Source organism: Ursidibacter arcticus (assembly GCF_009761375.1).
Classification (GTDB): domain Bacteria; phylum Pseudomonadota; class Gammaproteobacteria; order Enterobacterales; family Pasteurellaceae; genus Ursidibacter; species Ursidibacter arcticus.
Map to the genome: position 1 here is coordinate 1 of NZ_LEKM01000154.1, position 11,311 is coordinate 11,311.

General features: G+C 36.7%; 11 protein-coding genes. 6 read left to right on the forward strand and 5 right to left on the reverse strand.

The window, feature by feature from the left end:
* Positions 1–214: 214 nt before the first annotated feature.
* The 4 genes from glpE (at position 215) to fis (ending at position 3,186) form a co-directional block, all read left to right on the forward strand.
* Positions 215–541: a thiosulfate sulfurtransferase GlpE gene (gene glpE, locus A1D25_RS06810; RefSeq protein WP_157394942.1), complete on the forward strand. Its 327-nt coding sequence runs from the start codon at positions 215–217 to the stop codon at positions 539–541.
* A 93-nt stretch (positions 542–634) separates the two neighbouring features.
* Positions 635–1,690 carry a protease SohB gene (gene sohB, locus A1D25_RS06815; protein ID WP_157394943.1) on the forward strand — a complete coding sequence of 352 codons (1,056 nt, stop codon included), beginning with the start codon at positions 635–637 and terminating at the stop codon, positions 1,688–1,690.
* A 213-nt stretch (positions 1,691–1,903) separates the two neighbouring features.
* A complete protein-coding gene (gene dusB, locus A1D25_RS06820; RefSeq protein WP_157394944.1) occupies positions 1,904–2,893 on the forward strand; it encodes a tRNA dihydrouridine synthase DusB in 990 nt (329 codons plus the stop codon).
* On the forward strand, positions 2,893–3,186 hold the full coding sequence (gene fis / locus A1D25_RS06825) for a DNA-binding transcriptional regulator Fis (RefSeq protein WP_157394945.1): 294 nt from the start codon (positions 2,893–2,895) through the stop codon (positions 3,184–3,186). Before dusB ends, fis begins: the two co-directional genes overlap by 1 nt.
* 226 nt (positions 3,187–3,412) lie before the next feature.
* Here the strand turns inward: fis and mutT are convergent, their stop codons facing one another.
* The 3 genes from mutT to secM form a co-directional block, all read right to left on the reverse strand.
* Positions 3,413–3,814, reverse strand: a complete 402-nt coding sequence (mutT, locus tag A1D25_RS06830; RefSeq protein WP_157394946.1) for an 8-oxo-dGTP diphosphatase MutT — start codon at positions 3,812–3,814, stop codon at positions 3,413–3,415.
* Between the two features lie 96 nt (positions 3,815–3,910).
* Positions 3,911–6,619, reverse strand: coding sequence for a preprotein translocase subunit SecA (secA, locus tag A1D25_RS06835; protein WP_157394947.1), 2,709 nt, complete (start codon positions 6,617–6,619; stop codon positions 3,911–3,913).
* A gap of 89 nt (positions 6,620–6,708) precedes the next feature.
* Positions 6,709–7,047, reverse strand: a complete 339-nt coding sequence (gene secM / locus A1D25_RS06840; protein ID WP_157394948.1) for a secA translation cis-regulator SecM — start codon at positions 7,045–7,047, stop codon at positions 6,709–6,711.
* Positions 7,048–7,155: 108 nt separating this feature from the next.
* Between secM and A1D25_RS06845 the strand changes: the two genes are divergently transcribed.
* Together A1D25_RS06845 and A1D25_RS06850 are read left to right on the forward strand one after the other, a co-directional pair.
* The gene (locus tag A1D25_RS06845; RefSeq protein WP_157394949.1) at positions 7,156–7,464 is read left to right on the forward strand and encodes a DciA family protein; all 309 of its coding nucleotides are present in this window, start codon (positions 7,156–7,158) and stop codon (positions 7,462–7,464) included.
* Positions 7,465–7,497: 33 nt separating this feature from the next.
* Positions 7,498–7,878 carry a copper resistance protein NlpE gene (locus tag A1D25_RS06850; RefSeq protein ID WP_157394950.1) on the forward strand — a complete coding sequence of 127 codons (381 nt, stop codon included), beginning with the start codon at positions 7,498–7,500 and terminating at the stop codon, positions 7,876–7,878.
* Positions 7,879–8,107: 229 nt separating this feature from the next.
* On the opposite strand, the gene A1D25_RS06855 is transcribed toward A1D25_RS06850, so the two are convergent.
* Both A1D25_RS06855 and A1D25_RS06860 read right to left on the reverse strand, forming a co-directional pair.
* Complete coding sequence (locus A1D25_RS06855; RefSeq protein WP_157394951.1) at positions 8,108–10,039, reverse strand: MacB family efflux pump subunit; 1,932 nt, start codon at positions 10,037–10,039, stop codon at positions 8,108–8,110.
* Positions 10,040–10,051: 12 nt separating this feature from the next.
* Entirely contained in the window at positions 10,052–11,215 is a 1,164-nt protein-coding gene (locus tag A1D25_RS06860; RefSeq protein ID WP_157394952.1) for an efflux RND transporter periplasmic adaptor subunit, read from the reverse strand.
* Positions 11,216–11,311 lie beyond the last annotated feature (96 nt).

Below are 11,311 nucleotides of genomic sequence, written 5' to 3' on the forward strand. Positions count from 1 at the left end.
CAAATTTTATTTTGTTGTGTAGGGACACGCTACGTGTGTCCGTTTATTGAATACAACAAATTAGGGTTTGTCATCAGTCTGAAATATATGTAAATATATTTGATAATGGTTCTTATTATAGAAGTTTTAGTTGAAAGTTCAACTGAAATTCATTATGCGAATCATTCATTTAGTGATATATTTTGCCTTTCATTGCTTATTTTTTAGGACAAATATGGAAGAAACTTTTATTGAAATAACCCCACAGCAAGCTTGGGATATGATGCAAAATGAAGACGCTGTTTTAGTTGATATTCGAGATGCAATTCGTTTTAGCCACAGCCACCCACAAGACGCATTTCATTTAACCAATCACAGTTATGGTAAGTTTTTAGACGAATATGATTATGACCAGCCAATTTTAGTGAGCTGTTATCACGGAGTAAGTAGTCGTAATACTGCTCAATATCTTGTCGAACAAGGCTTTGAACGTGTTTATAGCGTTAAAGGCGGTTTTGAAGGTTGGGTAAGAGCAGAACTCCCGATAGAAACTGCTTACTAACTAACAACAAGCGGTAAGATAAAATCAAATTTTTGCGAAAAATTGATATAAACCCACCGCTTTACCATAAATCATAAGGGAAAAATAAAAATTATGTGGAAAGAGATATTGCTAAATTACGGTATTTTCTTATTAGAACTCTTAACCGTATTTGGTATTGTTGCTGTTGTAATGATGATTATTCTTGAAAGCCGCAAGCAACCTGAAACTGGTACAATCACGATTACAAATTTAACAGAAAAATATCAAGATCAAGAAAAAATGCTAAGTAGCTTATTTTTAAGTGAAGCGGAACAGAAACATTTAGAAAAACAAGAAAAGAAAGCACAAAAAGAGAAAGCTAAGTTAGAAAAGAAAAGCTTAAAAGCAGGTGAAGAACCAGCAGAAGAAACTAAATCACGCCTTTTTGTCTTGGATTTTAATGGTGATGTTCACGCCAGTGCTGTAAGCAGTTTGCGTAAAGAAATTGATGCACTCATCGCATTAGTGAATCCAGAAAAAGATGAAGTCTTATTAAAGTTAGAAAGCCCTGGTGGTGTTGTACACGGCTATGGGTTAGCAGCATCACAATTACAACGCCTAAAAATGCGTAATATTCCCTTAACCGTTGCGGTAGATAAAGTGGCAGCAAGTGGGGGGTATATGATGGCTTGTGTAGCAGATAAAATTATTTCTGCACCTTTTGCTGTGATTGGCTCTGTGGGTGTTGTAGCTCAAGTGCCGAATATTCATCGTTTATTAAAGAAAAATGAGATTGATGTGGATGTAATGACTGCTGGCGAATATAAACGGACAGTAACTTTTATCGGTGAAAATACCGAAAAAGGTAAGCAGAAATTTCAACAAGAATTGGAAGAAACGCATCAACTATTTAAACAATTTGTACAAGAAAATCGCCCACAAGTCGAAATTGAACAAGTCGCAACAGGGGAACATTGGTTTGGTACGCAAGCAATTAAATTGAATCTTGTCGATGAAATCTCAACAAGTGATGACGTTGTTCTCAATGCGATCAAGGAAAAAGATGTTATTGAAGTAAAATATCGTCAGAAAAAGAAACTGGCTCAACGATTAGGCGACCAAGTAGAATCACGCATTGAAAATTTGGTTGCTAAATTTCTACATAAGAATCGTTCACCAATGTTATAAAAATGACAATATTTTTATTGTGTAAAATTTTTCAAATTGATGAAGAAATAGACTTCCAAAATCGCTAAAAAATGCGTATTATACGCACCCTTAAATCAAAAGGATATTTTCCTTATGGAAAAGGGAAGAAAAAATGTACGGTTTTAAACCGTACTTTTTATTTGGATCGCACTCTTGTGAAATCTGCTTTTATTTTAATCAAGGAATACCGCAATGCAAATAGGGCAATATGTAATTAAAAATCGTATTTTCCTAGCACCAATGGCAGGCATTACGGATCAACCATTCCGTAGATTATGTAGCCAATTGGGTGCAGGTTTAACATTCTCAGAGATGATGTCCACAAACCCTGATGTATGGCATACCGAAAAATCGAAGTTACGCTTAGCGCATCATCACGAAATTGGTATCAATGCTGTACAAATAGCAGGTTCTGATCCTACTGAAATGGCAAATGCTGCAAAAGTGAATGTCGAATATGGGGCAGATATTATTGATATCAATATGGGCTGCCCAGCTAAAAAGGTAAATAAAAAAATGGCAGGTTCTGCCCTTTTGCGTGAACCTGAATTAGTTGCTCGTATTCTCGATAGTGTAGTAAAAGCTGTTGATGTGCCTGTAACATTAAAAATTAGAACAGGTTGGGATCCTGAAAATCGGAACTGCCTAGAGATTGCTGAAATAGCTGAGAAAGCAGGTATATCTGCACTAACAATCCACGGACGTACTCGTAGTTGTCTATTTGAAGGCGAAGCTGAGTATGATTCGATAAAAGCTGTCAAGCAATCAGTTTCGATACCCATTATTGCCAATGGAGATATTATTTCTGCCCAAAAAGCACAGCAAGTTCTTGATTATACAGGGGCTGATGCAGTGATGATTGGACGTGGAAGTTTTGGATATCCTTGGTTATTTAAGGAAGTGGAAGACTTCTTAGAGAAAGGGGAGTATTCATCTATTTCAATAGATGACAAATGCCAATTGATGCTCAAGCATATTGATGATCTTTACCAGTTTTACGGTGAAGAAAAAGGTTATCGTATTGCTCGAAAACACGTTGGCTGGTATGTGGAAACATTAAGCCCAAACTCAAATTTTAAACGTACTTTTAATGTGTTAAGCTCAACTTCAGAGCAAATGCAAGCATTAGAAGATTTTGTAAAATTGATTCGAGAGAATCCTAATAAGTTGGATAGAAAGTAATGTTAGAACAACAAACAACAAACCCATTAACAGTATCAATGCTGAATGCACAAGCTCAACAAGTGAACAAACCTCTTCGTGACAATGTGAAACAAGCAGTTAGAAATTATTTATCTCAATTAAATGGTGAAGATCCAACAGAATTATATGAGTTGGTTTTATCTGAAATTGAGCACCCAATGTTAGATATGGTTATGCAATATACTCGTGGTAACCAAACTCGTGCAGCGACAATGCTAGGTATCAACCGTGGCACATTACGCAAAAAATTAAAAAAATACGGTATGGGCTAACCTGTATTTGTTACAAGATTGATCTGACCCCAAAAAGTTAATCTTACAGGGGGTTAATGTTTTTATTCGGCTACCTACCACCGATAATTGACGAGATCTTTACACCTACTACTAACCAACAAAAATAAATCCAGTATCGAACTGGACCTATTAATTTTTATAGAACTATTTAAAACTAATTTACAGTGACCATATTTTCAAATATCCAATCTGGCATTAATAACAATCAATGTATTTCATTCTTTAAGCGATTAACTATCTCAGCATTAGCTGGGGGAAATTGACCTTCTTCCAGCTCGGATTGATGAATCCAGAAACCTTCTTGTCCTTCTCGTCCGAAAGGCTCACCAATCCACTCTTCAACTAAATAGAAAAAGAATTCTATGGTCTTGGTCGGATATTCAAAATGAAAATGATCGTATGGGAAAGCACTTAACGTAACAATGCCGATCTCTTCTTCTAATTCTCTTTTTAATGCTTGCTCAGGTGTTTCGTCAGGTTCAATTTTTCCACCTGGGAACTCTAATGATTGTGCAAAATCTTGCCCTTCTAAACGCTGAGTGAGATAAATCTGCCCAAATTCATTACGAATAATGCCTACGGCAACTTGTATCTGCTTTTTTGTCATTTCATTTCCTAATTGTGAAAATAAACATAGAGTGATTAAAACAAAGCGGTCATTTCTTGCAAATTTTTTGCAACATCTGACCGCTTACGTTAGCTATTAAGCATATTTTGCTTTATTACCGTGGCAATGTTTATATTTTTTGCCTGAACCACAAGGGCAAGGTTCATTACGCCCAATATTCAGATTTGATAAATCTTGTTCTTCTGCCAGTGCATTTTCTTGTTCACTGTTTTCTTCGTGATAATGTGCAGATTCTTGCTCTGCTAGTGCTTGACGTTCACGCTCTGCTTGTTCCACTTCTTCTTGGCTACGCACTTGAATGCGGCTTAGAATACTAATCACATTAGATTTTAAGTGATCAAGCATATTGGTAAACATTGCAAAAGACTCTTTTTTATACTCTTGTTTCGGATCTTTTTGAGCATAACCACGCAAATGGATACCTTTACGCAGATAATCCATTGCAGAGAGATGCTCTTTCCAAAGTTCATCAAGATTCTGTAACATTACCCCTTTTTCGAAATTACGCATTATTTCTTCACCTACCATTGCTTCTTTTTCAGCATATTGGGTTTTCGCTAGAGAGATAATACGTTCACGCAGGGTATCTTCGTGGAGATCTTTTTCATCATTGAGCCACTGTTCAATAGGAAGATCCATTGCAAATTCTTGTTTTAAGCGATTTTCTAACGCTGGAATATCCCACATTTCTTCAATAGATTGTGGCGGAATATATTGATCGATTACCGCATTGAATACATCTGTGCGAATAGTATCGATCATCGCTGAAATATCATCGCTTTCTAATAAATAATTACGTTGCTCATAGATCGCTTTACGTTGTTCGTTCGCAACATCGTCATATTGTAATAATTGCTTACGCCCGTCAAAGTTGTGTGCTTCTACTTTGGCTTGGGCAGATGCAATTACTTTAGTTAATAATTTAGATTCCATTGCTTCGCCTTCTTCGCTAAAGGCTTTACGCATCATATTTAATTTACCTTCGTTAAGGTAAATACGCATTAACGCATCGTCTAAAGAGAGATAAAAACGTGAAGAACCTGGGTCACCTTGACGGCCTGAACGTCCACGTAATTGGTTGTCGATACGGCGAGATTCGTGGCGTTCTGTACCGATAATGTGTAAACCGCCCGCTTTCATTACAATCTCGTGACGCTCTTTCCACGCAGACTTAATTTCTTCAATTTGCTCTGGTGTTGGGTTCTCTAATTTAGCAATTTCAGCTTTCCAGTTACCCCCTAATACAATATCTGTACCACGTCCTGCCATATTGGTTGCGATGGTTACCGCTCCTGGATAACCTGCATCAGCTACAATTTCTGCTTCTTGGGCGTGGAACTTCGCATTTAACACTTTATGAGAAATACCCGCTTGTTTTAAGGCTTCAGAAAGCATTTCTGATTTTTCGATAGAAATTGTACCTACGAGTACAGGCTGGTTACGAGCCATACATTCTTGAATATCTTTAATAACCGCTTGGAATTTTTCTGGCTCACTCTTAAACATTAAATCGGTTTTATCATCACGAATCATTGGGCGATTAGTTGGAATAACAACCGTATTTAAGCCATAAATTTGTTGGAATTCAAAGGCTTCCGTATCTGCCGTACCAGTCATTCCCGCTAGTTTTTCGTATAAGCGGAAATAGTTTTGATAAGTAATGGATGCAACAGTTTGGTTTTCACCTTGGATATTGACTTTCTCTTTGGCTTCAATCGCTTGGTGTAAACCGTCAGACCAACGGCGACCTGCCATTGTACGCCCAGTGTGTTCATCAATAATCACCACTTCACCATCTTTTACAATGTAGTCCACATTTAATTCAAATAATTTGTGAGCTCGCAATGCTGCATAAACGTGATGTAATAAGCTGATACGAGCAGGGTGATATAAAGTTTCGCCTTCGTGCATTAAGCCCATTTGAGTAAGCAATTCTTCCACTTTCACTTGCCCACGCTCTGTTAAGTGAGCCTGTTTACTCTTGAGATCTAAGGTGAAATCGCCTTCACCCGTATATTCTTCGGTATCTTCTTTCTCTTGTGCGATTAAGTGTGGAATGATGGTATCAATCGCTTGGTAGATTTGCGTAGCATCTTCCGCAGGGCCTGAAATAATCAATGGTGTACGAGCTTCATCAATTAAGATTGAGTCCACTTCATCGACTAACGCATAATGTAATGGGCGTTGAAAACGTTCTTCTTTTGAATGTGCTAAGTTATCACGCAAATAATCAAAGCCTAATTCACTGTTAGTCGCATAAGTAATATCCGCTTGATAAGCTGCACGCTTTTCATCAGAGGCTAACCCTGGAATATTGACTGCAACGCTCATTCCTAAAAATTCAAATAATGGGCGGTTAGTTTCAGCATCTCGGCGAGCCAAGTAATCATTGACGGTTACAACGTGAACACCTTTACCTGTTAGGGCATTTAAGTAGCAAGGTAGCGTTGCCGTTAAGGTTTTACCTTCCCCTGTACGCATTTCTGCGATGTTACGTTCAGTCAGCACCATACCACCGATAAGCTGCACATCAAAATGACGCATTCCTAATACACGTTTGCTAGCCTCACGCACTGTCGCAAAAGCTTCGTGTAATAGGCTATCTAACGTTGCCCCTTCAGCAAGGCGTTGTTTAAATTCTGCAGTTTTAGCTTTTAATTCATCATCAGTTAATTTTTCAAATTCAGGTTCTAATTTGTTAATTTGCACCACACGTTTGTTTAAACGGCGTAAAGTACGATCATTGCTACTGCCAAAAATTGAAGTCATTAATTTTGTAAACATAAAATTCTTTCCTAATAGAAATAGTATTAAAAATGGGAAATGAGTGGCATCAATAGATACCAAACTGTAATAAAGCAAGTTGGAAAAAATTAGGCGTAAGGCCCAGCTCGAATTGGTGGGGTAGCAATATCATCAAAGCGGTATGCTTTTGTAAAAAATTCGCAAAAAACAACCGCTTGTTTTTCAATAAAGTTTAAGGAAAATCGTGGTTCAATGAAAAAATAATTTTGTTCTTTTTCATTGTATTGAATCTGCGATAAATCACTGAGTGTCAGAGTTTGTTGATTTGCAATGGCACTTTGTTCGGTTTCATTTAAAGCTGGCTGTGCATTAGGTAAGGTCAAAATCGCGACCATTCCTAAGAACAACTGTCCTAAAAATAGTTGCGACCAAAATGCAGGTTTATGAAACTGTCGAAAAAGACCCATAATAAAATTAACTCGAAAAAACTATGCTGATTATACGATACTTTTGTAGAATAAGGCAGATTATTGTGGCAAAGTTAAGAAAAACAAGGGTAACAATTGTAAATAAAGATGAAAATTCAACCACTTAAAAATATTGCGGACATTTTAGAGAACTCAAGTCTAACTAAGCTTGTCCAACGTAGCAATGAAATCAATCTATTAAATTTTAAAATCCAACAGATTCTTCCAGCTCAATATCGGAATCTTTACCGAATTATCAATTTATACGATAATCTATTGGTTATTGAAGTTCAAAATGCCACGATACGACAAGGCTTTTTATTACAACAATCAATGTTATTAGATTTAATTCAAATAGATTTCCCACATATTACACAGCTAGAATTAAAGCTAAATCCTAATTTTAAATCTGTTTAACCGAATATCAAAAAATTAAAGAGGAAAGCAAAAATGAAAAAAATTGCCCTAATCGCTTTTACTACAATGTTAGGGGCTTGTTCTCTACTGCCACAAAAAACCGTATCTGGTACTTATAAGGGTTCTTTACCTTGTGCAGATTGTGAAAAAATTGATGCTGAGCTTGTGTTAAATTCAGATAAAACTTACCAATACAACACCGTTTATTTCAAAAATAAAGAGCAACATCCTTATACGGAAAAAGGAAACTATATTTGGGATAGCAATAAACCTAATGTTATTCGCCTTACAAATTCAGGTAATTTGACTTTATTAGTGACTGATACTTATGTAGAAGTGTGTGATGAAAATGGTAATCCTACTAAAACAAAAAATAACTATAAATTACAGAGATTGAAGTCCTCCTCGCTCTAAAGAACGGTGATTCCTAGTACAACCTGATAACATTGCATTATCAACGTCAGGATGAAAATCCTTAGCAGACCAACTCAAATGGTGACAATTTTTAATACATTGCTGACGTTCCAACGTGCCGTGTACCGTAAAAACAATAAGCAAGTTCGGGATTCTGATAGTACGCAAGCGGTGTGATAAGGCGAATTTTTTGCAAATAAAATAGGGAAAGACACCGCTTGTTCTCTACTTACTCTCGGCTTAACGCATTGATCGGATTTAGCCCTGCTGCATTTTTAGCTGGCATATAGCCAAATACAACACCAATAATGGTCGAACAGAATACAGCCGCTAAAACAGAGGTGGTAGAAAATACCATTGTGAAATTTGTGGTAACAAGATTAAAGATTTCTCCAAGCAACATTGAAAGTAGAATTCCTGTAATGCCACCAATTAAGCAGATCAGCACAGCTTCAATTAAGAATTGTTGCAGAATATTCGATTGTTTTGCACCAATTGCCATTCTCACACCAATCTCTTTAGTTCGTTCCGTGACAGAAACTAACATAATATTCATTACGCCAATACCACCGACAACTAATGAGATCAGTGCAATAGATGAAATGAGCAATTTCATTGTGTCGGTTGTACTTTCAATGGTTTGCTTAATTGTATTGGTATTCATTACAAAAAAGTCTTTTTTACCGTGTCGCACTTCAAGTAATTGAGTAAGATCTTTTTCGGCAACACTTGAATTCACTTCATCATTTACTTTTACTGTAATGGAATCAATTTTCTGATTACCTGAGATTTTATTCATTGCTGTGGTATAAGGTGTATAAATGGATAAACTAGATGTTGTTGGCCCCATACTATTCATTGCCGCCACACCAATCACTTTCAATGGTTTTTTGTTAATCATAACAATTTCACCCAAAGGGTTTTGCTGATTAAATACCTGCTTTACACTGTTTTCATCAATTACTGCAACCTGAGCATTCTGCTTAACTTCATCTTGTGAAAAAAGGCGACCTTGCTTTAATTTCATTCCTTTCACGTCAAAATATTGTTCGCCAACACCACGCACTTGTGCGGAAAAACTTTGATTACGATAGGTTAAGTTTCCGCTTACTGAACTATTTGGCGTAGCACTTTCGATATAGCTCTGTTTGGCTAAGATCTCCGAATCTGCGACGGTAAGATTTTGCATTCGTTCTGCTCGTCTGTCGCCAAATCCTGTTCCATTAAAAATATCCATTGTGTTTGTACCCATTGAATTGATATTTTCTAAGATTTTTTGTTGCGAGCCATTACCCAATGCCACCACACTGACCACAGATGTTATCCCAATAATAATGCCAAGCATCGTGAGCAATGAGCGTAATTTATGTGCGATAATCGCATTCACTGACATTTTAAATGATTCAATAAACTGATCTTTATAAAATCGCCAACGGCTTTTTTTCGGTTGAATAGTTTCTGATTTAGCCGCGATATGCGCTGATTTACGCTGATCTTGAATAATCTGACCATCTTTAATTTCAATCACTCTATTCGCAAAATCTGCAATTTTTTTATCGTGGGTAACGAGAATGATGGTATGTCCTTCTGCGTGCAGTTGTTGCAAAATTTCCATTACCGTTTCACCGCTTTTACTGTCTAATGCCCCTGTTGGTTCATCGGCTAAAATAATTTCACCACCATTCATTAAAGCACGAGCAATACTGACGCGTTGTTGCTGACCGCCCGATAGCTGATTAGGCTTATGTTGTAATTTATCTTTTAAACCGAGCTTTTCTAATAATTGCGCTGCTCGTTGTAAGCGAGATTGTTGATCAACCCCAGCATAAATGGCAGGAAGAGCAACATTTTCTAATGCGGAAAGAGCGGATAATAAATTATAGCGTTGGAAAATAAAGCCGAACTTACGTTGGCGTAATTCAGAAAGTTGATCACTATTTAACTGACTGACTTCGGTGTTGGAAATTTTATATGAACCTGAGTTTAAGCTGTCTAAACAACCAATAATGTTCATCAAGGTTGATTTACCTGAACCAGATTGCCCAATAATCGCAATAAAATCCCCTTTTTTAATTTCAAGGTTAATCTCTTTTAAAATATGGGTACGATTATCCCCTTCTCCAAAGTATTTATTTAACTGTTTGATTTCAATAATGTTCATTTGGCTAACCTACTAAAACATTCTTGGGGTACGAACGGCATTACCCACTTTTTCATTATTTTGTAATTCTGAAGAAATCACTTTTTCCCCAGCGTTTAATCCCGAAAGAATTTGTGTATTCACATCATCATTTAGTCCGATGGTGACTTCACGTTGCTCCGTTTGGTTATTGGCGGTTAAAACCTTCACAAAGACTTTATTTTGCTGTTTTTTTAGGGTCATTGTTGGCACAACTAATACATTTTCAAGGGATTCAATCGTAATCGTATTTTGTGTTGTCATTCCAATGCGTAATTTATTATCGGGGTTATCCATTACAATATTCGCATAGTAATAGACCGCTTGTGTATCTGATACATTCTCAGCATATTGATTATCGGTCAAGGTCGTCATTGCAGGATCAACGGAGTTGATAACGCCTTGATATTTAGTATCAGGATCAGAAAGCGTACTAAATTCAACGGCCATTCCTGCTTTAACTTTTGTAATATCGCCTTCAGAAATCTCAGGTTTTACTAATATTTTGCTTAAATCAGCAATTTGGACAATGGTTGGTGTTGTTTGGTTGGCATTGACTGTTTGCCCTTCTGAAACAGGAATTGAAATGATCGTGCCGTTAATCGGGGCAACAATTTTCGTGTAAGCCACATTTGTTTTCGCATTATCCACATTGATTTCAGCTTGCTTAATTGAGGCTTTAATCTGCTCAATTTCAGCTTCTGCCAAAGCTAAGGTGTTTTTGCGAGTATTTAATTCATCTAGTGAAGTTGATTTCTTATCATAAAGTGATGCTAGACGTTGATAAGCAGAGTTTGCTACATCATAGCTTACTTTTTTAGCCTTGAGCTGTGCCTGATAAGAGCTTAATTCTGCTTGTGCTGTGTTCAAGCTATTCAACTGATTTTTGGAGTCAATTTCAGCAATTACATCGCCTGCTTTAACTTGCTGCCCTAGAACGACATAAATTTTCTCAATTTTACCTGAAACTTGCGCCCCCACTTCTACTCGCTGGCGAGCCCTGACTGTACCAGTAGCAATTACAGATTTTTTTAGATCCGCATATTGTGCGGCTTCCGTTAGATAGATCGTTTGTGAATTATTCGGTTGAATAAAATAAAAATATCCCACACTGCCTAAAAGCAGTAGTGCAACTAAGCCTAAAATGAATTTTTTCATCTTGATTTCCTAATAGAATAAATTTACCTACTATTTTAAAGGGTATTTCTTAATGAAATCTTAAGTAAGTGAAAAGTTTCGGTATTATGTAGCAGT

What these genes read in the sequence shown, in the direction of transcription:
- glpE (WP_157394942.1), top strand. Translation starts at nt 215, where the DNA reads ATGGAAGAAACTTTTATTGAAATAACCCCACAGCAAGCTTGGGATATG.
- sohB (WP_157394943.1), top strand. Translation starts at nt 635, where the DNA reads ATGTGGAAAGAGATATTGCTAAATTACGGTATTTTCTTATTAGAACTC.
- dusB (WP_157394944.1), top strand. Translation starts at nt 1,904, where the DNA reads ATGCAAATAGGGCAATATGTAATTAAAAATCGTATTTTCCTAGCACCA.
- fis (WP_157394945.1), top strand. Translation starts at nt 2,893, where the DNA reads ATGTTAGAACAACAAACAACAAACCCATTAACAGTATCAATGCTGAAT.
- mutT (WP_157394946.1), bottom strand. Translation starts at nt 3,814, where the DNA reads ATGACAAAAAAGCAGATACAAGTTGCCGTAGGCATTATTCGTAATGAA.
- secA (WP_157394947.1), bottom strand. Translation starts at nt 6,619, where the DNA reads ATGTTTACAAAATTAATGACTTCAATTTTTGGCAGTAGCAATGATCGT.
- secM (WP_157394948.1), bottom strand. Translation starts at nt 7,047, where the DNA reads ATGGGTCTTTTTCGACAGTTTCATAAACCTGCATTTTGGTCGCAACTA.
- A1D25_RS06845 (WP_157394949.1), top strand. Translation starts at nt 7,156, where the DNA reads ATGAAAATTCAACCACTTAAAAATATTGCGGACATTTTAGAGAACTCA.
- A1D25_RS06850 (WP_157394950.1), top strand. Translation starts at nt 7,498, where the DNA reads ATGAAAAAAATTGCCCTAATCGCTTTTACTACAATGTTAGGGGCTTGT.
- A1D25_RS06855 (WP_157394951.1), bottom strand. Translation starts at nt 10,039, where the DNA reads ATGAACATTATTGAAATCAAACAGTTAAATAAATACTTTGGAGAAGGG.
- A1D25_RS06860 (WP_157394952.1), bottom strand. Translation starts at nt 11,215, where the DNA reads ATGAAAAAATTCATTTTAGGCTTAGTTGCACTACTGCTTTTAGGCAGT.